Here is a 23,869-nt window from a genome sequence, read left to right on the forward strand (position 1 = left end):
GAAGTACATGAAGAGAGGTGACCCACAAAATTACTCTTTATCTTTGTTCATATTTTGCGTAATGCGATCAATAATAATTGCTAAGATAACAATTCCAATCCCTGCTACGAAACCAGGTCCTACAGATGCACGTTGTAGAGAAGAAAGTACTTGACTTCCTAACCCTGGTGCACCGATCATAGATGCAATTACAACCATGGATAGTGCTAACATTACTGTCTGATTAATCCCAGCCATAATTGTCGATCTCGCCATCGGTAACTCAACCTTAAATAGTTTTTGAGCTCCCGTACTACCAAATGAATCCGATGCTTCCACAAGATCCTTCGACACTTGACGAATACCTAAATTCGTAAAACGAACGGTAGGTGGCGTTGCAAATATAAGTGATGCAAACACACCAGGAACCATGCCAATACCGAAGAATGCTACTGCAGGAATTAAATATACGAATGCTGGCATCGTCTGCATAAAGTCTAGAATTGGCGTGAATATTGTGTTCGCAATCTTACTTTTCGACATGAGTATTCCAATTGGAACACCTACGATAACCGATAGTAAACTTGCTAATAATACAAGTGTTACGGTGGACATTAGCGCATCCCATAAACCTTGGTTATATACAAACCAAAGACCAACAATGGAGAATGCTGCTAAACCAAATTTCTTACCTGATACAAAAAATGCTATTACCGCAACAATGAGAATAAATAGTACTGGTGGAATTTCTACAAGTAAATCTCCAGATACATAATCCATAAAATCGCCAAAATACGTCTTTAATGGTTCAAAGACAAATGCAAATTTCTCTTGAATCCATTTTGTTGCATTTTCTGTCCATTGTGCTAATGGAATCTGCGGTACAACATCAAGCATGCTTTCATTACTCATCTGTATTCACCTCTCCATCTCCAGCAAGAGCGGCAAGCACAGCCCCACGAACGATAATACCTTCTAAACGATCATCCTCACTTACCACTGCTAATGGAATAGGCGAATCATAAATCATTGAGAAAATTTCCTGCATAGCAGTATCTGGACTTACTTTTAAGATATCTGTTTTTAGAATGTCTTCGATAGTATTGCTTTCTTGTTTTCTTGCTGCTGATGCATCATCTGCAGTTACATACCCTTTCAAGTGGCGCTTCCCGTCTACAACGAGAATGCTCGAAATACCTTCTTTTCGCATTCTTTCAAGGGCGGCACGCGGACCATGCTTCTCTATATTTATCGTTTCTGGGCGTTTCATAATATGATGTGCAGTTAGAATCTTAGAACGGTCTACATCTTCTACGAATTTTTCTACATAATCATTCGCAGGATTCATTAAAATTTCTTCTGGAGAACCAATTTGAACAATTGCACCATCTTTCATTAATGCAATTCTATCTCCTAAGCGTAATGCTTCATCTAAATCATGCGTGATAAAGATAATTGTTTTCTTCATTGATGATTGTAAATCAATTAATTCATCCTGCATCTCTTTACGAATCAACGGATCAAGTGCAGAAAAAGCTTCGTCCATAAGAAGTACTTTCGGATCATTGGCAAGTGCACGCGCCAGCCCAACACGTTGCTGCATACCACCAGATAATTGGCTTGGTTTTTGATGAATATAATCACCTAACCCTACTAATTTCAATGCTTCTTCAGCACGTTTATGCCGCTCATTTTTATCTATCTTTTGTACTTCTAAGCCAAATTCTGCATTTTGCAAGATTGTACGATGCGGGAATAATGCAAATTGCTGGAAAACCATTCCTAGTTTTTCTCGACGAACTTGGCGAAGTTCTTTCTTATCCATTTTTGCTAAGTCTTGCCCTTCGATAAGAATAGAACCCTCACTTGGCTCGATTAAACGATTCAATAAACGAACTAATGTGGACTTACCACTACCGGAAAGACCCATAATAACAAATATTTCTCCCTCTTCTACAGAGAAGCTTGCACGGTTTACACCAACCGTGTTGCCAGTTTTCTTAAGGATCTCTTCTTTCGTTAATCCTTGATCAAGCAGTTTTATAGACTGCTTTGTATTTTTTCCAAAAATTTTAGATAGATTTTTTGTTTCAACTACTGGCATTGTTTCACCTCTATTTCTTTTGATTTTTGGGTAGATTTGCATAATACTAAACGATCATATGTGTAATAAATAAAAATAAATGAATCTTTTGGACTCATTTATTTTTCGTTTCGGTGTGGTTAAACCGTCCCTTTATGAACGCACTTACGCTATTATATACAAAATATAATTTTCAAACAAATACAATAAAAGCTCGTCTTTCACACTATTGTTTTAAAATTAAATCTTTCTTTAACTTAATAAAGACAATTCATATTATATCGTCCATATACTCTTAAATACTTCACTTCATTTGAAATCTGAAACCTAATTTTATCATCAAATTGTAATTTTGTTATATTCTATTAATTTCTATCATTATTCCGTAATTTTTGAATTCGCCATTTATAGATTGCATATGGTGTAAAAGTCACCGAAAACCCGATAATTAAAATACTAAGAACACCAATAAGTAGATTTCTTACTATATTCCATTCAATAAATACCCATCCTAAAAATACAAAAAGTATGGCAATAAAGATACCAATACTATATTTTCCGAAATAAGAACTTTCGCTACGAAAACGCGTTTGTAATTTTTCTGAATTTCTTTCTAGTAGTGTTGTTCCAGCAGGAGCAAAAAATAAGTGCAAACTATTTGAAGTATCCACTAACTTCCATCCTGCATTGTAAAATACACGATAATATTGTTCTGTAGGATTTGGTTGGGAATCGAAATAATAACTAATTGATTTAGGCTCTACTTCTTCTAATATGTACATAAATCCACCCAACCATATTTTCTTTATTTGCCAGCCTTCTTCTGCTAATTCTTCAAATTTGTCGACACTTCTCTTCTCAGCAAAAATAAATGGATTACTTACTATAAATTTTAGACCCTTCATCATTTCTTTCCATTTGTTTATCATTTCAACAACCTCTCTATCAATCGTAGTTTTTTAAATATATGCCTTTATAGTTTCCTATACCCTATTATTATACTTTCTGGCTAGGATTTTTAAGATTTTAAGTTATTTTATAATGATTATGTATGATTGCGTAAAAAGCCCAGATACCATTCCTCGATATCTAGGCTTCCTTCTGTTCATAACATAACAAACACTAGCAATTGCAAATATCCATTTCGAGTACTTATTATGGCCTTTGCTAATTACCAAGCATTTTAAATAATATTTGTTTTAGTTGCATTGCTTCTGTTTCGTTTAAATTAGTCTGTTCAATAAATTTTAATGGAATCTTTTCTGCTTGTTTTTCTGCTTGTTTTCCTTGCTTAGTTAAGACGACTTCTACAATACGTTCATCTTCTTTTGATCGGATTCGTTGTATGAAGCCGTGTTCTTCCATTCGCTTCAGCATTGGAGTAAGTGTACCTGAATCCAAAAAAAGCCTTTCACCTAATGCTTTTACTGAGATCCGGTCTGTTTCCCATAGAACAAGTAAAACTATATATTGCGGGTAAGTAACGTTTAACTCTTCTAACAATGGACGGTAGCGTTTTGTCATTTCCCGAGTCGCAGCATATAGAGGAAAACATATTTGATTATCTAATTTTAATATATCTTTGGACATTATTATCACTCCTAAACTTATTATAACAAGTTCATATATAAAATTATATTAGTTGACGCAACACAATTTGATTGTGTACAATCTAATTGTGTAAAATTTAAATAAAAAGAGGAGTGTTTTATTATGGGATCAGCATTATATACGGCGTCTTCTACTGCTTCCGGTGGCCGTCAAGGATCAGTAAAGTCGTCTGATGGCACATTGGATTTAACTTTATCTTTACCAAAAGGGTTAGGTGGAAATGAGAAAGAAGGTACTACAAACCCGGAACAGCTCTTCTCTGCAGGCTATGCTGCCTGTTTTGACAGTGCATTGCAAATGGTTGCTGGACAAGTGAAGAAAAAAATTATTTCTGAGGTAACCGCAGAGGTAAGCATTGAAAAACAAGCTAGTGGCTTTGGCTTAAGCGTGAATCTAACAGCAAAAATGGAAGGCGTAACACAGGTGGAAGCGGAAGAATTAATGGAAAAAGCTCATAAAGCTTGCCCTTACTCCCGTGCCATTGAAGGAAATGTGGAAGTAAAGAAAAAAGCAATCGGAGAATAATGTATGTAAAACACACTCTAAATCTTTCAGAGCAAGTTAGGGTGTGTTTTTTTCACTCGTTATAATTACAAACTAATATACTTCAGGCTCCAAAGTTTCGCGCTTTAAAAGAAAAAAGAACTATAATCTTCAAATCATAGTTCCAGAATGCATTGATAATTACATCGCAGGAGGGATGTCTCCTTCCTGATATCGATGGTCTAAATCAACGAATTTATTATATTCTTTTACAAAAGCCAGTTCTACTGTTCCTGTTGGACCATTACGTTGTTTTGCTATAATTATTTCTATGATATTTTGTTTTTCTGTTTCTTGATCATAATAATCATCACGATAAAGGAATCCAACAATATCAGCATCCTGCTCAATACTTCCAGACTCACGAATATCCGACATCATCGGTCTTTTATCTTGTCGTGATTCTACACCACGAGATAACTGAGATAGTGCAATTAAAGGAACTTCTAATTCTCTTGCTAATGCTTTTAATGCACGTGAAATCTCAGACACTTCTTGTTGTCGATTTTCTTTTGAACTTCCGCTCCCTTGAATCAATTGCAAATAATCGATTAAGATCATGCCAAGTCCATGCTCTTGCTTAAGACGACGACATTTAGAACGAATTTCATTTACACGAACTCCTGGTGTATCATCAATATAAATTCCGGCATTGGATAATGAACCCATTGCCATCGTTAACTTTCCCCAATCATCTGCTTGTAGTTGTCCATTTCTTAGACGCTGTGCATCAATATTTCCTTCTGCACAAAGCATACGTTGGACTAATTGGTCAGCTCCCATCTCAAGACTGAAGATGGCCACATTTTGATCCGTCTTTACTGCTACATTTTGTGCAACGTTCAATGCAAATGCCGTCTTACCAACCGACGGACGAGCCGCAATTATAATTAAATCATTGCGTTGGAACCCAGAAGTAATTCGGTCTAGATCCTGAAATCCTGTTGGTACTCCCGTTACATCTCCATGTTGTTGATGTAATTGTTCAATATTATCGTATACATCAATTAAAACATCTTTGATATTTTTAAAAGCTCCAGAGTTTTTTCTCCCAGAGACTTCCAGAATACTTTTCTCTGCATCATTTAATACATCTTCTACTTCGTCCTCTTTTTCAAATGAAGAGGTAACGATATCCGTCGCTTTACGAATTAAACGGCGTAACGTAGACTTCTCTTCCACAATCTTGCTATAGTATTCTATATTCGCAGCTGTTGGTACACTTTCTGCTAACTGCGTTAAATACGTCACACCACCGGCTTCTTCTAATTGCTTCCGATCGTTCAAAAAAGTTGTCACTGTCACAACATCAATCGGTTCCCCTTTATCGGACAAGCTCATCATTGCAGCGAATATTCGTTGATGACTCGCCCTATAAAAGTCTTCTGCAATCAAAGTCTCTGATGCGGTTACGTAGGCTTGTGGCTCTAAAAAAATCGCACCAAGCACCGATTGCTCTGCTTCAATATTATGTGGCGGCGTACGGTCATTCCACGATGCACTCATCGCATTCTCCTCCTAATAACAATTAACAAAATCCCTAAATAGCGAGACCTATCAAGGTGTTCGTGTCCATTATAACTAAGCTTATACCAAAGATTTTACGGGCGTTAATGCACACTTCACCATGATTATATATCTAAAGATAGCGAAGAAATCGGCGCCTAGCATGCCGATTTCTCTTCTCATCTTATTTATTTCTCTGCTACATGAACTTTAATGGACCCTGAAACCTCTGGGTGAAGTTTAACTGGTACGGTTGTATATCCTAATGAACGAATCGGTTCATCCAATTCAATTTTTCGTTTATCGATTTTATGACCAAATTGTTTCTGCAGTGCCTCTGATATTTGTTTACTGGTAATAGAACCAAACAAACGTCCATTATCACCTGATTTTGCTTCTAGTTCCACTGCAATCTCAGCAAGCTTATCTTTTAAGTTAATCGCATTTTCTTTTTCCTGCTGCTCTAGCTGGTCCGCCTTTTGTTTTTTCGCTTCTAAAGCTTTCATGTTTCCAGCTGTTGCTTCTTCCGCTAAGTTATTTTTTAACAAGTAGTTACGCGCATAACCATCTGGTACATTTTTTACGTCGCCTTTTTTTGCTTTTCCTTTAACATCTTTTAAGAAGATTACTTTCATTCTGATGCTCTCCCCTCTTCGTATTCATCTATAATTTCTATTAAATCTGCTGCAGCCTCTTCAATCGTCGTATCATCTATTTGCGTAGCAGCATTCGTTAAATGACCGCCACCGTTCATTTTTTCCATAACTACTTGTACATTGACATCACCAAGTGATCTTGCACTTATTCCTATTTTACCATCAAACCGTTCGGAAATAACAAATGATGCGCTTATCCCTGTCATGGTTAGTAATGTATCTGCTGTTTGTGCAATTAATACGGGACTATATGAGATTCCTTCTGGAGCTTTGGCAATCGCAATATGTCCATGAATTATTTCAGAACGCTCGATAATTTGACTTCGCTCAATATATAATTCTAGATCTTCTTTTAGAAAACGTTGTACTAAGACCGTGTCCGCACCCTGTGCGCGTAAATAAGATGCCGCATCAAAGGTTCTTGAACCCGTTCGCAACGTAAAACTTTTCGTATCAACGATAATACCAGCGAGTAATGCCGTTGCTTCTAGCATTTTCAATTTCGTTCCTTTTGGCTGATATTCAAGCAGTTCTGTTACTAACTCTGCTGTCGATGATGCATATGGTTCCATATATACTAATGTCGGATTATCAATAAACTCTTCTGCTCTACGATGATGATCTATCACAATTTTATACTCGGTTTTATTTAATAAACTTTCGAAACCGACCATACTTGGTTTATGCGTATCTACAATCACCAGCAAGCTTCGTTGTGTTATTCTTTCCTCTGCTTCTTCGAGGTCAATAAAGTTATCCCACAGACCTTCGTCAGAGCGTATCGTTTCCATCATCCGATTGACACTTGTTTCCATATCATTTTCATCAAAAACAATATAACCAGGAACTCCATTCGTCTTGGCAATGTTCATGACACCGATTGCCGCTCCGATTGAATCCATATCAGGAGATTTATGTCCCATAATCATTACATTATCACTGGCTTTTACAAGTTCTTTTAAAGCATGGGAGATAACTCTCGCTCGAACTCGGGTACGTTTTTCCATCGGATTGGTTTTACCACCATAGAAACGTACTTTTCCTTGTTCATCTTTAATTGCCACTTGGTCACCACCACGACCTAATGCTAAATCCAAACTAGATTGAGCAACTTCTCCAAGTTCAGGTAGTGTCATATTCCCTACACCAATCCCTACACTTAATGTGACAGGGTTATTTTCGACACCTTCCATCTCTCGGACTTCATCCAATATATCAAACTTTACTTTTTCTAACTGTTGTAATATTTTCTTCGTTCCTACCGCTAGAAAACGTTCTTGAGAAGTTCGTTTTAAATATAGCCCATAGTGACTGGACCAGTTATTTAAAATAGTTGTTACTTGAGAGTTTAATTTACTCTTCGCAGTGTCATCCATGTTTTGTGTGATTTCTTCATAATTATCTAAGAAAATAATTGCAAGCACTGTCTGTTCATTATGATATCGTTGTTTTAATGCTTCTTGATCGGTGCGATCCATAAAATAAAGGAGCTTTTCCTCTTTTTTTATGACCGTTAAAAACGTATATCCTGCTAGTTCAACCCAAACTTCTTCTTTATTTTCCTTAATCATCGGTATGAGATCCTCAGATAACAGATGTAAAGATCTGCCTACAAGCGTTTCTCTGTCTTCACTGAATTGGTTCATATACGGATTAGACCATTCAATTTGAAATTCATCATTAAATAGTATAATTCCAAATGGCATTTCCAATAAAGCTTCCTCACCTACTTTTTTTACACGATGAGAAATCGTTGATATATATTCTTCTGCTTCATCCAGAAGAATTTGTTCGGTTCGAATACTGTAATAAAAAGAAGCAGCCAAAACGATGGTCATAATAAGACCGATTATCCATTGGAAATACCAGAGTGCCACAAGCAAAATAATAGATATTCCATATACAACCCATACATGTTTGCTTAGTGCTGGCTTATTGTGTAAATCTGGCATAGCTTTCAGCTCCTTCAAAACCTACAAGTGTCTGTTGGGTTACTTCTTCTGCAAACGATCTCTTAAGTTAAATCCTACATCAATTATACCTAAGATTCTTATGAAATAAAGAAGAAATTGTGGGAATATAAACGTAAAAATCACAATTAAAACCGGAATGGCTTTTGACATCTTTTTGGCATGTGCATAGAAGAAGATAAATGAAATCCCTTGTATTGCTAATAACATTCCAACAATAAAAAATAGGTTTTGTAAACCAACATACAATGTGGTACCTGGATCCTGGATAAATAAAGATACAACAAACGCTAAAAAGTAGACCCAAATTATCGAACTTGGAAATCTTATATCACGTATTGGGGGAAAACGAAGCTTCTGCTTATCTTTTCGATTAATAATTTTATAACTTATCCATTGGACAACCAATGCAAGAATTGCTGCTGCAGCTACTAAAAAGGATGGGAGTAATTCTTTCATCATTTGTATTTGTGTTTCTGCAACTTCCTGAATTTGTTCTGATTGTTCCGCAAGACCCATCTCTTCGATAAATGCAGTACTTGTTTCAACAGAGTCTTCTACAACTGTTTCAAATTGATTTACTAAATTTACATCCAAAAATAATTGTGTGAATCCGAATGTAAATAAAATACCTATGATGAAACCGAATATTCCTCTAGCCAACGTATCATAAGGAGTAACACCTTTATACATTGCATTACCAATCATTATTCCACCAAGCCCCATCATCAAGACCAGTGGTATAGCGATAATTGTCATGATAAGCAAGGATATCAATAACGCCAATGCCAACATCACAAAACCTGACTTCAGCCCATACTTTTTTGTGAATAGAACAAAAGGTATTGGTAGTAAAAATATTGATATAATAGGCAAAAACAAGAAAGAGGCTAATATGATTGTAAATATAAATAGCATCAATGCCCCATCTTTTATTTGTTTAGATTGATTCATTTCATGCACCTCGTTCTAACTATAGTGTTATGTCTAAATGGCATATTATATAATGATAACATGATTTTCTTTTGAAGGCTTGTCGAATCTTGTTATCAATATATTTCCCGGGAAATAAATAATCTCTCTTTATTCACTACAATTATTGACATTTTTTGTCACAAACTTGCTAATAATTTCTACTTTTTATTCCCTTTTTAGATCATTCATCTATTATAATGAAATAAAACAGACTTTGATATAAGGATGGCTCATATGATTTTCGTTGAAATATTAAAACACAGTATAAAATTACCGCAAAAAAAGGCCCTATTTCAATTAAATCGAATTGGAATGGATATGATCATAATATATTTAATTATCATGTTAGCGATTGTATCGATACCGGAATGGATAAATCGTTTAAACCAGTCTAATGGAATCGGCGCAGATATGAATATCATATTTCAGTTTATCTATTTCTTTATGTTCTATTATTTAATTATGACCGTTTTTGTGTTTATTGCTATATCTGTCATTGCATATGTAGGAAAAGGAATCTCTCATCTTATGAAACGTAAATTAACTTATGGGTTACTTTGGAAAATGAGTGCTTGTACTGTTACAATCCCGTTTTTATTATTTATGTTTATTTCATTTATTTGGCAGGTAAATGATTCTTTTCTCTTTTTCACATTTTTATTTAGTTTAGGGTTATTGTTTATTATGATTCAGCATTACCCAAAAAGAAGAAAGTCATAATTAGTACCGAAATTACATCCTATCAACAGCTTGAAACCGAGCTTGATTTCCACACTAAAAAAGGAATGAATCCCTTTATGATTTTCATTCCTTCGCTTATTATTGACGTTGATATACGGTTAGCCTACGTTCGGAAGGTTTATTTTTTCTTTCATCCCAATAAATCTGATATTCAAAAGAATCCTTCGCCAGTATATGTCGAATACGAACTTTTATATCTGGGTGAATCATTATTTCATCCAAGCGATCAATTGGGTGCCATAGGCATCTCCCTTCTGTCCCAGCTTCCATTAACTCTCCAGAAAAGTCATTCGAGAAATAATCCAAATAAACAAACTGCTCAAGTTTTTGTTCGTTAATATACCCGGATATACTTACTAGCTCCAATTGGTCTAGCTTTAATCCCGTCTCCTCATAAACTTCTCGCTTTGCAGATTCTTCAAATGTCTCTGGAAACTCCACTTTTCCTCCTGGTGGAACATATCCATCAAAATCTCCCTTATTCCTCTCCAATAATAAGATATTATTATGCGAATCAACGATAACTACTAAATTCCAGAAATGATAATTGATATTCATCTTCATTGCACCGTCCTTTATCGTCTAATCTAATTTTCGTAAAAACGGATTATAATTGAACAGAATACACACATACTACCTTATCTTTCAGAATGATTTCTTTTTCAACCTTCATCATTAGTTTCTTCGCTACGTTACAAGATGCAGTATTCTCATGCTGTATTAATGAAATAACACGATCAACCTTCATATTTTTCCGTGCAAATGCGAACAATGCTTGCGCAGCTTCCGTGGCATATCCTTTTCCCCAATGGTTTTTAGCAATCCAATATCCTATCTCAATTTCGCTTTTTCCTTCTACAGTTTGTGGAACAAGCCCAGCATGTCCTACCCGCTCATTTTGTTTATTTATAAGAACATGTAGGCCAATACCATTCCCATATTTATATGTATCATAAATCCATTGCAGAAAAGCGTTGGAAGCTTTATCGTCTTTTACGCTACCATCTCCAATAAAACGAACCACTTCTGGATCCTGTAATAAAGATTGGAGAAAAGGAAAATCGTCATCACAATAAGGACGAAATGTTAAACGAGTGGTATGTAGCATTATTATTCACATCCAAAACATAATTATCGTCTTTAATATACCATTTCCATACGAATATGAATAGAATATTTAGCCAATTCTATATATTAACTTTATATAAAGATACTTTTATCTTTTCTTTTAAGTAAACTATCAATAACAATACTATTTAAGTTAAAAAGAGGTGTTGTAAATGCAAGTTAACCAGACTTTATTTCATGAAACACAGCGATTTCGGCAAATTTGGATATGGATATTAATATTAATTATTGCCCTGGATATGTGGTATGAGTTTATACAACAAATCATATTCGGTAAAACAGTAGGAAGTAACCCTGCACCGGACGTAGTTACTATCGTTTTTTGGGCGCTCTTTGGTATTATCTTTCCCGTATTTATGTTAGGACTTTTAAAGTTGAGAACCGAAGTTTATAGCGACGGTATTTATATTCGCTTTTTTCCTTTACATCTCCGGTATAGAAGGTTCCTTTTCAAAGATATACAGCATTACGAAAGTATTTCCTACAGTCCGATCAAGCGATTTGGAGGATGGGGCATTCGATTTAATACAGATGGCGAGACCGCTTATAATGTGATTGGCAAGAAGGGAATAGAATTGAAACTAAAACATGAAACCGTAGTCATCGGAACCCAAAAACCCGAAGAATTCAAAAGAGTGCTAGACTCCTTAATAAGTTAAGATTAAGTATTTGAAAATAAAAATCCGAACTACTTAAGTAGTTCGGAAAAATTATAAGCCATTATGCAATATCTTGTGTTACCCTATCTTTTGACTTTGTAAATGTCAAAACTCCATCAATTAATAGACAAATAAACGCAGCCCAATGTAGCATCATTCCTAGACCTGGAATAAAACCTACTGTGCTAGCTACGATACCTACAACTGGCCCCCATATCGGTTTATTAGCATTCTTTGAAAATATTAATGTAATAATATGATAAACTAACATAAATAATAGCGGTGTCCAATAAAGAGCTAATATTATAGATCCACCTAAAGCAGGAATCCCTAAAATAAATTCGAAACCAGAACCAACAATTTTCAATACACCTGACAATAACATCCTCTCACCTCACATCCATTTATTTCAAATTTATAAGTATATATTACCATAAATTTACTATTCTACAACAAAAAATAAGAATTTTTTACCATGTTAATTCCTTACAAAAAAGAAAAATGAACACCTCTTTAAAAAAGTGCTCATTTCTCCATATTACTATCAACGAATTTCTACTCGTTTCTTTTGTTTATGCGATAAGTCAGCAGCCTGGTTGATTACGGTTAATTGTAAAAAATCATCCTTGGTAATGGTTGGCGTACTATTCTTTTGGATAGCATCAGCCCACTGTTTCATTGGAGATGCTATTTGTTTTGGTGCTTCTAGTTCCAACCATTTATCGTCCTGGTATTGCTTACGTTTGATTTTTACTTTTCCGTCCTCTGCTAACAATGTTCCTTCCGTTCCATACAACTGTAACTGAAAAGGACTCCCATGAGATAAAAAACTAGTCTCGATTATCCCGAGTGCTCCTGACTCATATTCTACTGTCACGACCGCAGAATCATCCACCTCATACTGATCACTTATCGACTGTAAATGGGCGTATACCGATATGGACTTGCCCATAAGACGGTTGGTTAAATAAATAGGGTGCGCCCCTAAATCTACTAAAGCACCTCCACCAGCTCTTTGTTTATCATAAAATCGGTCAGGCAACCACCCAAATTCTTCTCCATCTGGGATTACTGCACCATCATGTGCCAATCGACAGCGAATCATCGTTAAATTCCCAAGCCATCCTTTTTCTACTGCTTCCTCTGCACATAGAAACTCTTTTTCTGTTAGCCTCGGTAACGAAACCATCAACTGAACATTGTATTTCAATTTCGCCTTCCATATTTCCTCACTTTCCTTTACAGATAATGCAAGTACTTTCTCTGTAAAAATATGTTTGTTATGTTGGCAAGCTTTCAATAATATTTCCGTGTGTAAGTTGGTAGAAGTTGTAACAATAATTGCATCAATATCATCGTCTTTCATTACTTTATCGATATTTTCTTCAAACGGGACATCTAACTCTTTTGCCCATTGCTCTCCTCGTTCTACATTATCATCCCATACCTTTTTAATTTGAATGTCAGGGTTTTCTAAAGCTTCTTTTGCATAGTCATCCGCATGCACATGCCATCGACTTAATAACGCAACCTGTATAATAATTCTTCAACTCCTCTAATCAAAATATACAGCTTTTCCCGTTTTCGCAGATTGATAAATTGCTTCTAAAATCTGAGTAACAACTAGTGCCTCTTTTGGCAGTACTGTTGCCTCTTCTTCATTGATAATTGATTCAATCCACATTCTTGCTTCTAGTTCAGCATCGCTTTCCGTATCACCATCATAAAAAGCGACGCCACCCGGTCCAAGGTTTACTTTTTTCGTGTATAGTTCACCTAAGTCCTCACCGTGGAGTCGCAAACCCTCTTTCATATCAGCTCCACCTTCTGTACCGCTAAGCGAACACTTTGCCTCATCGACGTCCAACGAATTCAGGGCCCAGCTTGATTCTAAGATAATCGTGGCACCATTTTTCATTGTAATAAAACCAAATGCCGCATCTTCTACTGTAAATTCATTTGGATTCCATGGTCCCCACGGATTTGCTGCGTCTTTTTTCTTTCCCAATTGGTGATGTGTTGTTCCCATAACAGATTTTGGTTCATAATTATCCATCATCCAAAGCGTAAGGTCCAGAGCATGTGTACCGATATCGATTAATGGTCCACCACCTTGCTTTTCTTCATCTAAAAACACACCCCACGTTGGTACAGCACGCCTGCGAATGGCGTGTGCTTTCGCAAAATAGATGTCACCAAGATCTCCACGCTGGCAGATTTTTTTCAAATATTGACTATCCGGACGAAAACGATTGTTATAGCCAATTGTTAACTTCTTATTATATTTTTTAGCTGCATCTACCATTGCCTGTGCTTCTTCTACTGTTTTGGCCATCGGTTTTTCACACATTACATGCTTACCTCCACGCAGTGCTGCAATGCTGATCTCCGCATGCGAATTATTCGGCGTACACACATGGACTACCTCTACAGGAGATTTCTCAATTAGCTGAATGTAGTCTTCATAAGTTACAGCATCTTCCGCTCCATATTCTTTTGCTGCACGCTCTGCTTTTTCCTTATCAATATCACAAAAAGCGACTATATTTACATGTTCTAGCTTTGTTAAGCTTGGTAAATGCTTACCAAACGCAATACCACCACAACCAATAATCCCTACTTGAATGGGTCTTGTCATATTACATTCCTCTCCTTCTGTGTTTTATTCTTTTACAGATCCTGACGTTAATCCCGATACAATTCGCCGTTGGAAGATTAATACAAGTACTACAATGGGAATCGTTACAATCACCGTCGCAGCTGAAATATCTCCCCATGGAATTGAAAATTCACTTTGGTACATGGAAATTCCAACGGGTACTGTCCGCCACTGGTCATCACTATTAATCGTTAAGGCAAATAGATATTCATTCCACGCAGCAATAAATACGAGAATTCCCGTCGTAAATATACCAGGTGTTGCAAGAGGTAAAATAATTTTTCGAAAGGTCTGAAATGGACTGGCACCGTCTAACTTCGCTGATTCCTCCAATTCATATGGTATCTTCTTAAAGAAAGTAGAAAGAATCCAAATAGCTAGCGGTAAACTAATCGTAATATATGGAATAATTAATCCTAAGTAACTATTTCTTAACCCGAGGTTTGTCACTAAATTAAACATCGGTGATATAATCGCAATTTGGGGAAACATCGATGCTGCTAAAACTAGCCCTAAAATTAATCCTTTTCCTTTGATTGGCAGTCTTGTAACGGCATACGCCGTAAATGCTGCAAAAGTTAGTGACAATACCGTCGTTAACATCGAGACGACATAACTATTTAACATATATCTTAATAACGGACGATTCGTTAATGCAGCTTCATAAGATGATAACGTTGGATTACTCGTAAACCATTTAAAAGAAGAAAAAATTTCATTAACTGGTTTTATCGATGTTAAGAAAACCCAAATAAATGGGAACATCACTAAAAACACAAAAACTACTAAGAAAATATAAAAACCAACTGTACCTCGTTTTTTCATGCTACTCTCCTCCTTACTTCGTTCTACCTGCAAACAAGTCGGATCCTATTAATTTGACATAAATGAAACTAATAATCGCTACACACAGGAAAACGATGACAGATAACACAGATCCTTCTCCAAAATTTTGTTGTGCGAACAAAGTTTTATACGCGTAAACCGATATAGATTCGGTAGCATTTGCCGGTCCACCGCCAGTTAATACATAGATTAAATCAAACACTCGAAAAGCATCTAACGTTCTAAATAATAAAGCTACAAGAATAGAGGATTTTAATAATGGTAATGTAATCTTCCAAAACTGTTGAAATTTATTTGCTCCGTCTACATCCGATGCTTCATACAACGATTGGGGTATCGTTTGTAATCCCGCTAGGATAAGCAAAGCCATATACGGCGTTGTTTTCCATACATCTGCGAGGATAATCGAGAACATTCCACCATCTGATGTGGATAGTAGCCATGATGCGTCCGGAATGATATGTAGTGCTTCTAAATAATGGGCAACAATTCCAGATTGTCCATCAAAGAGAAATCCCCACATCATTGCTGCTACTGCTGTTGGAATCGCCCATGGAATTAATACGGAAGCTCGTATAATCCCTCTGCCTTTAAATGCCCGATTAATTAACAAGGCAATACAGACGCCAATCACTAGCTCTAACGCTACTGTAATCACTGTAAAAAATGTTGTATTCCATAAAGCTCCCCACATTCTGCTATCCTGGAGATACTTGCCATAATTTTTAAATCCAATAAAGTTGGACTGTAAAATTGTTTCGCTGGTGGCTCCTGTTAAATCTGCAGTTTGTTCAATACTTTGGCTTAAGTTTTCGTCTGCTGTTACTTCTGCGATTTCCATCAGTGATGCTTGATAATGTAACAATTCATCTCGATAACGATTTGCAAAATCATTGTAAATCTTCTGATATTTAAGTTCAGAGTCCGTCACAGGCTGATAACTCATCAATAATTCATCGACTTTTTCTACTTTTTGTTTTGTTTCTTCGTCTGCCAACAGCTGCTCATGTTGATGGCTAATACCTACTTTCATTTCCTCAATCTTAGCTGTTGCATCACTATCTACCTTCGTTGCCAAATCATCTAATTGGCTATTTAAGTAATAATGGTTATCTACATATCTTTCTAAGTCTATATTGGCACTAAGCATTAATTCGGAGCGATTGGGATCATTTAATCGATAATCGAACAAACTATTCCAAAACGACTGTGCAACTGGCCAAAGAACAACAATACAAACGAGGATTAAAGACGGCAATACCATTGCATATCCTAATTGTTTCTCATTAAGCTGGAAGCCACGTTTATTTTTCTTCATGTTGTACCTCCTTTACTTACTATCTATAAAGGCAAGATGAGAGAATCCCCATCTTGCCTTATTAACTTTCGTTTTATTCATTCATTGCAGCTTCCATTTTGGTTTGCATATTTGTTGCAGCATCTTGTGCTGATTGATCTCCAGTTAACACTTTTGAGATTTCAATTTGCATAATATCAGAGATTTCTGGATAGATTGGTGTTACTGGACGTGGAACAGCTGTTTGTAACACTTCTCTAAACTCAGGGTTAGCAAATAACGAACTTACTGCTTGCACCTCTTCATCATCATAAAGTGCTTCGATTGTTGGTGCACGACCCCCTTCAACTGCAGATATCTTTTGTCCTTCTGGTCCAGAAATAAATTTAACAAATTCCCATGCTTCTTCTGGATGCTCTGAGTATCGGTTAATCATCGTCATCCAGCCGCCAAGTGCAGAAGCACTACCTGCATCTCCTGCTGGCATAGTTGTCATTTCTACATTGCCTACGATGGATGAACGTTCTTCATCATTGGAAGAAGACATCAAATATGGCCAGTTTCGAGCAAATACAGACTTTCCTTCAATCCATGCATTTTCTGTTTCAATTTCCATAAAGTTAAGTATATTGGACGGTACAAAATCAGAGCCAACGACCTCTTTCATTTTTTCTAAAGCTTTCACTGTCTCTGGACTATCAACGACAACTTCATTATTCTCATTAACCACTTCTCCACCATATGAAGCGATAAATTCTATTGCATTTGTAATTAGTCCTTCGTATTGTGCAGATTGCATTAAGTATCCAAATTCTGTACCTTCTTCTCCTTTTAGTTCCTCTGCTTGAGCAATTAAATCATCCCATGTTTCTGGAGGAGTGTCCACAATGTCTGTACGGTAGTAAAGTACCCCAGCATCCGTATATTGCGGCATTGCCCATTGCTTTCCATCAAATTTTCCAGCCTGTACGGTGCCTGGAAAATAATCTTCCAAGTTAATTCCATCTTTTTCAATAAAACGATCTAACTCTAACGCATAATTTGCTTGTGCAAATTCCGCTGGCCAGATAACATCGGCATTAAACACATCTATTTCTGTACTTTGCGAACTGAATGCGGTTACATATTGATCGTGGGATTGACCTGTATCAGATGGCATCTCACGTTGTTCAACTTTAATATTTGGGAATTTCTCTTCAAATGCTTTAATAACAGCATCACTAGCAGGTGTAGTATCGACTCCTCTTGCATAAACAATCGTTACCTGTTCTTCTTCACCATTTGCTTCTTCGCTGTTATTTGAATCGTTTTCATCTGTTGGTTCATCTGAGGACGAATTATTACATGCTACAAGAACTAGCATCAAACCAAGTAATAACAAGATTCCAAGCATACGTTTAGTTAATTTCAACTTAAATCCCCCTTTGTTTTAACGATTCCATTGTACAAAAAGTTCGTAAAATGAAATCGTTTACATTTTAGTTTATTATAACGTTTCTCTTGAAGTTGTCAACATGATTTTTTAATTTTAAGATTATTTCCTTAAGAAAGCACCTTCTGAGTTAATTATCTGTCCTGTGATCCATGCAGCGTCTTCACTAGCCAGAAATGCGATTAACTTCGCTGCATCCATCGGTTGACCCACTCGTCCAAATAAAAATTTTGATTCCAATTCTTTTTTTAATTCTCCGTTCATCCACCCTGTATCGGTAGGGCCTGGATTTACCGCGTTAACTGTTATACCCAGGTGGGCAACTTCTGCTGAGAGTGACAATGTAAATGCTGATATGGCTCCTTTTGTAGCTACGTATGCAAGTTCATCGATCATTGGACCTTGAAATTGACCCGATGTAAGGTTAATAATTCTGCCTTGCTTATGTCCCTCCATCTCTAATTGACGTGCAAATGCTACGCTTAACATCATCGTTTGACGCATATTGACTTGATAGTGCTTGTCAATAATCTCTGATGTAAGTTTTCTATATCCATCTCGAGTAGAATGTGCCGCATTATTGACTAGAATAGACGGTGTTCCGATTTTACTGGTTACTGTGTTCAATATATTCTTATAAGCATATATTTCAAACAAGTTAACCTCCATAGACTCACATACTACACCTTTATTTCTAATTTCTTTTTGAAACACATAAGCCCAATTGTCTTTCGATTGATAGTGAGTAAAAAAGATAGAACAACCTTGTTCCGCCAACTTTCTGCATGCCGCAGCCCCAATACCATTTCCATGACTTACACCTGTAACAACAGCTATTTGTCCTGTAATAGTCATCTCCTCCTATGTAGACTCTCGAATAATTAATTCATGCTCTAATAAACGACTTTCTACTTTTTCTCCACGAATTTTTGCTATAATCATCTCTGCAGATATACTTCCCATTCGGTACATCGGTTGTGCTATTGTCGTTAATGTTGGATATGTCATATTGGAAAAACTAATCTTATCAAAGCCTATAATTGCAATTTCATCTGGAACGGAGAGGCCCGCCTCGTGTATTTCCTTTAGTGCACCTATCGCAAAGACATCTGATACTGCAAAAACAGCATCTGGCTTTTCTTGTTGTTCCAAAAGCATTCGCATCGCTTGTTGACCATTTTCAAAGCTTAACCCTTTTATATTATACATATAACTCGGATTAACAGAACGACCATATTCTCTGAAAGCTCTTTCATATCCTGCCCGACGTTCTCTGGCATATAAAAATTTTTCCTCTGAGTTAATAAGGGCGATTCGTTGTCTACCAATCTTTATTAAATGCTTTACTGCTTGATAAGCAGCTAATTCATTATTTATAGATACATAGGAAATTAACCCATCCTTATCAAACTCACTACACTGTACAATCGGATGTTGATCTGCTAATTGTAATACATTATTTCGATTAATCGTAGGGTCCATTAAAATAATCCCATCTGCCATTCTGTTTCGAACAAGATTAAAATAAATCGCTTCTCGTTGCGGATTAGAGTCAGTCTCGCATAGCATTATATTATATCCTTCTTTAATCGCTGTATCTTCAATACCATTAATAATCTCAGTGTAAAATGGGTTGGCGATGCTAGGAATAAGAACTAATAATAAACGACTTTCTGAATTACGTAAGTTTCTACCTAATACGCTAGGCTCATAATTCAACGCTATTATCGCTTGTTCCACTTTTGATCGAGTAACTTCTCTCACTTGATGACGATTATTAAGAACACGAGAAACAGTTGCTACAGAAACACCTGCTTTTTTTGCTACTTCTAGAATCGTTGCCAAAGAATCCCCCCTTATAATGTAATCGATTACAAAAATTTTACTTTTTTCACCTATGTTTGTCAATTCAATTTTAGAATGCTTAGATTTCTATTCATACTAATTGCACTCAATTTATTCAACATAATATGAAAAGGCTGATTTAAATCTACATTAGCCTTTTCACAACTTACTACTCCTGCATCTTCCCGTTTTGAAAAATATCAAAGTGCTGCCAGATATCTTCTAATACATTAAGGTGGGAATGTATATCTTCTTGCTTTTCTTTACCCACAAACATAATTAAAGCATTAATTAAGCTTAATGGTGCAACAAAGGAATCAATCAGGGAAGGCATTTGGCTAGAAGCCGTAAGCGGAATATCAGCATAAGGTACTAAGGGTGAGAGCAAATTATCAGTAATCGCAATCGTTTTTGCGTCTTTCTTCTTGGCAAAGGAGAACATTTGAACCGTGCTCTTCGTATATCGAGAAAAACTTATTCCAATAACGACATCCTTTTTATTTAATTGATGTAGTTTTTCAGAAGAAATCTCTAATGATTGTAGTAACTCGACATTTTCTAATATCATTTCAAGATAATATTGGAGAAACACACCAAGAGCTGCAGCGCTGCGGTTTGCGATTATGTATATTTTTCTTGCACTTACTAAGCTTTCTACCGCTTGATGAAATGCTTGTTCATCCAAAGTCTCCATCGTTGTATGGATGTTTGCCATATCATCTTGAAAGACCTCATATACGCCCATAGGTTCTTGATTATATACTTCTTGAGAGATTTTAAGTCTTTCCGATGTTGTAAGCTGTTCTTTGACCGAGTTCTGCAATAACTTGTGCATCTCTGGATATCCTGAGTAGCCAAGTAAAGTTGCAAATCGGACAACTGTCGCATCACTTACGCCTGCTTTTTTAGCCAATTTATTAACCGTTAGAAAAGGAACAGTAGATTGATTTTCTAGAATATAAGTAGCTATTTTCACTTGGGATTTACTCATTTCATCTATTTTTCCTGCAATTTGTTGGTACACATTCGTCATAAACATACTCCTTTTCAATCGTTTCTATATTTTATTTTAACGTATTAAAGCCCTGAACAAAATAGAATTTGATCTAGGGCTTCTGGACGCTTCAACAGTCTATTTATTTAATACTCTTCTAATCGCCTCTTTATGTGCTTTTACTGTACGTTCAATATCTTCTTCCGTATGCACAATAGACATGGAATAACGATTTAAGGGCTTTGTGTAAATTCCTAATTCCAATAGCTTATAATCAATTTCTTTTCTCAATTGCAAATTGGCTTTTTCAAGATCACGATAGTTTTTTATTGGACCTTCTGCTATAACAATATTAAAAATACTGCCTTCACCAATTGTCTGCATGATAATTCCATGCTCCTTATAAGCTCTCTCAAGCTGTTCACGTAAAGCATAGGTTATCGCAAACAATTCATCCATTGTTCCTTCCTTTTCCAATTCATTTATCGTTGCCAAACCAGCAGCGACTATCAATGGGTGACCATTATATGTTCCGCTATGATAAAGCGGCTCTTGTTTATTGGAATTGTCCATACCAGCGGTTAATATATCACGTCCGTCTCTAGCTGAAGTAATCATCATAATCTCTTTTTTTCCTCCAACAGCACCCACAGGAAATCCTCCACCAAGAACTTTACCGAGTGCTGTAATATCAGGAGTAATTCCATAAATTTCTTGAGCTCCTCCGAGCGATAATCGAAATCCAGTTTTCACTTCATCGAAAATAAGTAATATACCAAGTTCTGCTGTTATCTTACGTAGTCCATCCATAAATTCCTGATCAGCAGGAATAAATCCACTTTGTATTGGCTCTAAAATAGTACATGCCAATTCATCCGCATGTGCTCGTAAAATCTTCTCCGTTGATTCTAAATCGTTGAATGGTAAAACAATCGTATTTTCTAAATAATAATCTGGAAGTCCCCTTGATTCACCTATTGCTCTTGGTTCTGTTTGATCACCGGCTAGTTCCATATCAGGATTTACACTAACCAACACTTGGTCATACCCACCATGATAATGACCTTCAAACTTTGCAATTTTTGATTTTCCGGTAAAAGCGACTGCTGTGCGAATGGCAAGTAAGGTTGCTTCCAAACCAGAATTTGTATAGCGTACCATTTCAATGCTCGGATATAACTCTATCAATTTCTCTGCCATTATCGTTTCCAGTTTATGGGGTGTACCAAAAATAGTAGTACCGTACTCTATCATTTGTTTTGTTACAGCCTCAAAAACTTGCTTATGGCCATGCCCTAATATGAGGGCTCCATAGCATAATAAGTAATCTATATACTCATTACCATCTACATCGTATAATTTACTGCCTTTTCCCTTTTCCATTATGAGTGGATGTGGGTCGAAATATTTAATATTGGCAGTAACCCCTCCTGGAATTACTTCTGAAGCTTTTGAAAAATACTCCGCTGATTTTCTCGTTGATTCAGACAATGGTGTCATCATTAATAGCTCCCTTTTAAAGAAATTATTATTTCATTATAATACATAATATGAAATAATAATTTCAAAGTCAATGGTTTTTTGTAAAAGGGTAAGCAATACTAATAAAATCTGTATTAAGCATAGTTATTCGTTCCCTTCAATAATAAATAATAGATCATAAAAAGACAGCACTACAAGGTACATACCTCATAGTGCTGTCTTTATAAAATCATTCTGCAACGTACGGCAATAAAGCCATTATACGAGCACGTTTGATTGCGATTGTTAATTTACGTTGATATTTTGCAGAAGTTCCAGTCACACGACGAGGAAGAATTTTTCCACGCTCAGAGATGAAACGTCTTAATAGATCAACATCTTTGTAATCGATGTGCGTAATTCCGTTCGCTGTGAAGTAACACACCTTACGACGTTTTGCACGTCCGCGACGAGCTGCCATATTAATACACTCCTTCACTTAAAGATTTAATTTTAAAAAGTTTATCCTCTTTGAACAAACATTATATTAAAACGGTAAATCATCATCAGAAATATCAATTGGTTCACCATTATTTTTAAATGGATCATCTTGATCTTGGTTCTGATTAGATGCATATTGATTTTGATTTTGATATTGGTTCTGATTTCTGTTTTGCTGATAACCTCCAGATGAATCCTGTCCACCTTGAGAACCCTTTGTTTCTAGGAATTGAACACTATCTGCTACTACTTCAGTAACATAGACGGTTTTCCCATCTTGGCCTTCAAAATTTCTCGTTTGAATACGGCCGTCAACACCAATCATACTTCCTTTTTTCATATAATTGGCTAGATTTTCAGCTGGACGTCGCCAAATCACACAATTGATAAAGTCTGCTTCGCGATTTCCTTGCTGATTCGAGAAAGGTCTGTTTACAGCAATGTTGAAATTGGCAACTGCAACCCCGTTTGGTGTATAGCGTAAATCAGGATCCTTCGTTAACCTGCCTACCAGTACGACACGATTTAACATCAGAACCACTCCTTATTATTGTTCATCTTGAATAGCCATATGACGAATAATGTCTTCGCTGAACTTCGCTAAGCGGTCAAATTCATTAATTGCTTCTTCACCACTTCTAAAGTTAAGAATTACATAGTATCCATCACGGTAATCGTTGATTTCGTATGCAAGACGACGCTTGCCTTTTTCGTCAACTTTATCAATTTCCGCGCCATTATCAGTTAGAATTGTGTTGAAACGCTCGATTAAAGCAGTTTGCGCTTCCTCTTCTATGTCTGGGCGGATGATATACATGATTTCGTATTTTCTCATCCGTTACACCTCCTTTTGGTCTTAGCGGCCCTCATTATCGGAAAGTATGCTTACTATCCTCATAAGAGCAAGGAATAATCAAATTCTAATTACCCACAATGTAGTATTATATCAAATGTTGTATTCCTTGACAAGTGTTCGAAAAACT

General features: G+C 36.2%; 26 protein-coding genes. 3 read left to right on the forward strand and 23 right to left on the reverse strand.

The window, feature by feature from the left end:
- Positions 1–30 precede the first annotated feature (30 nt).
- The 4 genes from C794_RS18785 to C794_RS18800 all read right to left on the reverse strand — a co-directional run bounded on the left by C794_RS18785 (position 31) and on the right by C794_RS18800 (position 3,652).
- On the reverse strand, positions 31–891 hold the full coding sequence (locus tag C794_RS18785; RefSeq protein WP_017798722.1) for an ABC transporter permease: 861 nt from the start codon (positions 889–891) through the stop codon (positions 31–33).
- The gene (locus C794_RS18790; protein ID WP_017798723.1) at positions 884–2,083 is read right to left on the reverse strand and encodes a quaternary amine ABC transporter ATP-binding protein; all 1,200 of its coding nucleotides are present in this window, start codon (positions 2,081–2,083) and stop codon (positions 884–886) included. The genes C794_RS18785 and C794_RS18790 overlap by 8 nt, the downstream gene beginning before the upstream one ends.
- Positions 2,084–2,427: 344 nt before the next feature.
- Positions 2,428–2,991, reverse strand: a complete 564-nt coding sequence (locus tag C794_RS18795) for a DUF2812 domain-containing protein (RefSeq protein WP_017798724.1) — start codon at positions 2,989–2,991, stop codon at positions 2,428–2,430.
- 238 nt (positions 2,992–3,229) lie between these two features.
- The gene (locus C794_RS18800) at positions 3,230–3,652 is read right to left on the reverse strand and encodes a MarR family winged helix-turn-helix transcriptional regulator (RefSeq protein WP_017798725.1); all 423 of its coding nucleotides are present in this window, start codon (positions 3,650–3,652) and stop codon (positions 3,230–3,232) included.
- Between the two features lie 123 nt (positions 3,653–3,775).
- Here C794_RS18800 and C794_RS18805 point away from each other — a divergent pair, with 123 nt between their 5' ends.
- Complete coding sequence (locus tag C794_RS18805) at positions 3,776–4,198, forward strand: organic hydroperoxide resistance protein (protein WP_017798726.1); 423 nt, start codon at positions 3,776–3,778, stop codon at positions 4,196–4,198.
- 159 nt (positions 4,199–4,357) lie between these two features.
- Here the strand turns inward: C794_RS18805 and dnaB are convergent, their stop codons facing one another.
- The 4 genes from dnaB to C794_RS18825 form a co-directional block, all read right to left on the reverse strand.
- The gene (gene dnaB / locus C794_RS18810; protein ID WP_017798727.1) at positions 4,358–5,722 is read right to left on the reverse strand and encodes a replicative DNA helicase; all 1,365 of its coding nucleotides are present in this window, start codon (positions 5,720–5,722) and stop codon (positions 4,358–4,360) included.
- A 188-nt stretch (positions 5,723–5,910) separates the two neighbouring features.
- Positions 5,911–6,357, reverse strand: coding sequence for a 50S ribosomal protein L9 (rplI, locus tag C794_RS18815; protein WP_017798728.1), 447 nt, complete (start codon positions 6,355–6,357; stop codon positions 5,911–5,913).
- On the reverse strand, positions 6,354–8,330 hold the full coding sequence (locus C794_RS18820) for a DHH family phosphoesterase (RefSeq protein WP_017798729.1): 1,977 nt from the start codon (positions 8,328–8,330) through the stop codon (positions 6,354–6,356). The genes rplI and C794_RS18820 overlap by 4 nt, the downstream gene beginning before the upstream one ends.
- Before the next feature lie 39 nt (positions 8,331–8,369).
- The gene (locus C794_RS18825) at positions 8,370–9,302 is read right to left on the reverse strand and encodes a YybS family protein (protein WP_017798730.1); all 933 of its coding nucleotides are present in this window, start codon (positions 9,300–9,302) and stop codon (positions 8,370–8,372) included.
- 255 nt (positions 9,303–9,557) lie between these two features.
- Here C794_RS18825 and C794_RS18830 point away from each other — a divergent pair, with 255 nt between their 5' ends.
- The gene (locus tag C794_RS18830) at positions 9,558–10,043 is read left to right on the forward strand and encodes a DUF1189 family protein (protein ID WP_017798731.1); all 486 of its coding nucleotides are present in this window, start codon (positions 9,558–9,560) and stop codon (positions 10,041–10,043) included.
- A 99-nt stretch (positions 10,044–10,142) separates the two neighbouring features.
- Here the strand turns inward: C794_RS18830 and C794_RS18835 are convergent, their stop codons facing one another.
- Together C794_RS18835 and C794_RS18840 are read right to left on the reverse strand one after the other, a co-directional pair.
- Complete coding sequence (locus C794_RS18835) at positions 10,143–10,628, reverse strand: 8-oxo-dGTP diphosphatase (protein WP_017798732.1); 486 nt, start codon at positions 10,626–10,628, stop codon at positions 10,143–10,145.
- A gap of 43 nt (positions 10,629–10,671) precedes the next feature.
- On the reverse strand, positions 10,672–11,172 hold the full coding sequence (locus tag C794_RS18840; protein ID WP_017798733.1) for a GNAT family N-acetyltransferase: 501 nt from the start codon (positions 11,170–11,172) through the stop codon (positions 10,672–10,674).
- A gap of 172 nt (positions 11,173–11,344) precedes the next feature.
- Here C794_RS18840 and C794_RS18845 point away from each other — a divergent pair, with 172 nt between their 5' ends.
- Positions 11,345–11,851, forward strand: coding sequence for a DUF6141 family protein (locus tag C794_RS18845; RefSeq protein ID WP_017798734.1), 507 nt, complete (start codon positions 11,345–11,347; stop codon positions 11,849–11,851).
- A 61-nt stretch (positions 11,852–11,912) separates the two neighbouring features.
- On the opposite strand, the gene C794_RS18850 is transcribed toward C794_RS18845, so the two are convergent.
- From C794_RS18850 to rpsF, 13 genes are all read right to left on the reverse strand, one after another.
- Positions 11,913–12,236, reverse strand: a complete 324-nt coding sequence (locus C794_RS18850; protein WP_017798735.1) for a hypothetical protein — start codon at positions 12,234–12,236, stop codon at positions 11,913–11,915.
- Positions 12,237–12,395: 159 nt separating this feature from the next.
- Positions 12,396–13,358, reverse strand: a complete 963-nt coding sequence (locus C794_RS18855; RefSeq protein WP_017798736.1) for a Gfo/Idh/MocA family protein — start codon at positions 13,356–13,358, stop codon at positions 12,396–12,398.
- 48 nt (positions 13,359–13,406) lie between these two features.
- Positions 13,407–14,489, reverse strand: a complete 1,083-nt coding sequence (locus C794_RS18860) for a Gfo/Idh/MocA family protein (protein ID WP_017798737.1) — start codon at positions 14,487–14,489, stop codon at positions 13,407–13,409.
- Positions 14,490–14,513: 24 nt separating this feature from the next.
- Entirely contained in the window at positions 14,514–15,335 is an 822-nt protein-coding gene (locus tag C794_RS18865; protein ID WP_017798738.1) for a carbohydrate ABC transporter permease, read from the reverse strand.
- A gap of 13 nt (positions 15,336–15,348) precedes the next feature.
- Positions 15,349–16,674, reverse strand: coding sequence for a carbohydrate ABC transporter permease (locus C794_RS18870; protein ID WP_017798739.1), 1,326 nt, complete (start codon positions 16,672–16,674; stop codon positions 15,349–15,351).
- 73 nt (positions 16,675–16,747) lie between these two features.
- Entirely contained in the window at positions 16,748–18,064 is a 1,317-nt protein-coding gene (locus tag C794_RS18875; RefSeq protein WP_017798740.1) for an ABC transporter substrate-binding protein, read from the reverse strand.
- A gap of 123 nt (positions 18,065–18,187) precedes the next feature.
- Positions 18,188–18,940: an SDR family oxidoreductase gene (locus C794_RS18880; RefSeq protein WP_017798741.1), complete on the reverse strand. Its 753-nt coding sequence runs from the start codon at positions 18,938–18,940 to the stop codon at positions 18,188–18,190.
- A gap of 6 nt (positions 18,941–18,946) precedes the next feature.
- Complete coding sequence (locus C794_RS18885; protein WP_017798742.1) at positions 18,947–19,930, reverse strand: LacI family DNA-binding transcriptional regulator; 984 nt, start codon at positions 19,928–19,930, stop codon at positions 18,947–18,949.
- Between the two features lie 169 nt (positions 19,931–20,099).
- Complete coding sequence (locus tag C794_RS18890) at positions 20,100–20,963, reverse strand: MurR/RpiR family transcriptional regulator (RefSeq protein WP_017798743.1); 864 nt, start codon at positions 20,961–20,963, stop codon at positions 20,100–20,102.
- 99 nt (positions 20,964–21,062) lie between these two features.
- On the reverse strand, positions 21,063–22,427 hold the full coding sequence (locus tag C794_RS18895; protein WP_017798744.1) for an aspartate aminotransferase family protein: 1,365 nt from the start codon (positions 22,425–22,427) through the stop codon (positions 21,063–21,065).
- Between the two features lie 208 nt (positions 22,428–22,635).
- Positions 22,636–22,866 carry a 30S ribosomal protein S18 gene (gene rpsR / locus C794_RS18900; RefSeq protein ID WP_017798745.1) on the reverse strand — a complete coding sequence of 77 codons (231 nt, stop codon included), beginning with the start codon at positions 22,864–22,866 and terminating at the stop codon, positions 22,636–22,638.
- A gap of 66 nt (positions 22,867–22,932) precedes the next feature.
- The gene (gene ssb, locus C794_RS18905; RefSeq protein WP_017798746.1) at positions 22,933–23,418 is read right to left on the reverse strand and encodes a single-stranded DNA-binding protein; all 486 of its coding nucleotides are present in this window, start codon (positions 23,416–23,418) and stop codon (positions 22,933–22,935) included.
- A 15-nt stretch (positions 23,419–23,433) separates the two neighbouring features.
- Positions 23,434–23,721 carry a 30S ribosomal protein S6 gene (rpsF, locus tag C794_RS18910; protein WP_017798747.1) on the reverse strand — a complete coding sequence of 96 codons (288 nt, stop codon included), beginning with the start codon at positions 23,719–23,721 and terminating at the stop codon, positions 23,434–23,436.
- Positions 23,722–23,869 lie beyond the last annotated feature (148 nt).

Source organism: Oceanobacillus kimchii X50 (assembly GCF_000340475.1).
Taxonomy (GTDB): domain Bacteria; phylum Bacillota; class Bacilli; order Bacillales; family Amphibacillaceae; genus Oceanobacillus; species Oceanobacillus kimchii.

Bases quoted from the DNA above. Each gene is read 5' to 3' on its own strand.
- C794_RS18785 (WP_017798722.1), bottom strand. From the start codon at position 891: ATGAGTAATGAAAGCATGCTTGATGTTGTACCGCAGATTCCATTAGCA.
- C794_RS18790 (WP_017798723.1), bottom strand. From the start codon at position 2,083: ATGCCAGTAGTTGAAACAAAAAATCTATCTAAAATTTTTGGAAAAAAT.
- C794_RS18795 (WP_017798724.1), bottom strand. From the start codon at position 2,991: ATGATAAACAAATGGAAAGAAATGATGAAGGGTCTAAAATTTATAGTA.
- C794_RS18800 (WP_017798725.1), bottom strand. From the start codon at position 3,652: ATGTCCAAAGATATATTAAAATTAGATAATCAAATATGTTTTCCTCTA.
- C794_RS18805 (WP_017798726.1), top strand. From the start codon at position 3,776: ATGGGATCAGCATTATATACGGCGTCTTCTACTGCTTCCGGTGGCCGT.
- dnaB (WP_017798727.1), bottom strand. From the start codon at position 5,722: ATGAGTGCATCGTGGAATGACCGTACGCCGCCACATAATATTGAAGCA.
- rplI (WP_017798728.1), bottom strand. From the start codon at position 6,357: ATGAAAGTAATCTTCTTAAAAGATGTTAAAGGAAAAGCAAAAAAAGGC.
- C794_RS18820 (WP_017798729.1), bottom strand. From the start codon at position 8,330: ATGCCAGATTTACACAATAAGCCAGCACTAAGCAAACATGTATGGGTT.
- C794_RS18825 (WP_017798730.1), bottom strand. From the start codon at position 9,302: ATGAATCAATCTAAACAAATAAAAGATGGGGCATTGATGCTATTTATA.
- C794_RS18830 (WP_017798731.1), top strand. From the start codon at position 9,558: ATGATTTTCGTTGAAATATTAAAACACAGTATAAAATTACCGCAAAAA.
- C794_RS18835 (WP_017798732.1), bottom strand. From the start codon at position 10,628: ATGAAGATGAATATCAATTATCATTTCTGGAATTTAGTAGTTATCGTT.
- C794_RS18840 (WP_017798733.1), bottom strand. From the start codon at position 11,172: ATGCTACATACCACTCGTTTAACATTTCGTCCTTATTGTGATGACGAT.
- C794_RS18845 (WP_017798734.1), top strand. From the start codon at position 11,345: ATGCAAGTTAACCAGACTTTATTTCATGAAACACAGCGATTTCGGCAA.
- C794_RS18850 (WP_017798735.1), bottom strand. From the start codon at position 12,236: ATGTTATTGTCAGGTGTATTGAAAATTGTTGGTTCTGGTTTCGAATTT.
- C794_RS18860 (WP_017798737.1), bottom strand. From the start codon at position 14,489: ATGACAAGACCCATTCAAGTAGGGATTATTGGTTGTGGTGGTATTGCG.
- C794_RS18865 (WP_017798738.1), bottom strand. From the start codon at position 15,335: ATGAAAAAACGAGGTACAGTTGGTTTTTATATTTTCTTAGTAGTTTTT.
- C794_RS18870 (WP_017798739.1), bottom strand. From the start codon at position 16,674: ATGAAGAAAAATAAACGTGGCTTCCAGCTTAATGAGAAACAATTAGGA.
- C794_RS18880 (WP_017798741.1), bottom strand. From the start codon at position 18,940: ATGACTATTACAGGACAAATAGCTGTTGTTACAGGTGTAAGTCATGGA.
- C794_RS18890 (WP_017798743.1), bottom strand. From the start codon at position 20,963: ATGACGAATGTGTACCAACAAATTGCAGGAAAAATAGATGAAATGAGT.
- C794_RS18895 (WP_017798744.1), bottom strand. From the start codon at position 22,427: ATGATGACACCATTGTCTGAATCAACGAGAAAATCAGCGGAGTATTTT.
- rpsR (WP_017798745.1), bottom strand. From the start codon at position 22,866: ATGGCAGCTCGTCGCGGACGTGCAAAACGTCGTAAGGTGTGTTACTTC.
- ssb (WP_017798746.1), bottom strand. From the start codon at position 23,418: ATGTTAAATCGTGTCGTACTGGTAGGCAGGTTAACGAAGGATCCTGAT.
- rpsF (WP_017798747.1), bottom strand. From the start codon at position 23,721: ATGAGAAAATACGAAATCATGTATATCATCCGCCCAGACATAGAAGAG.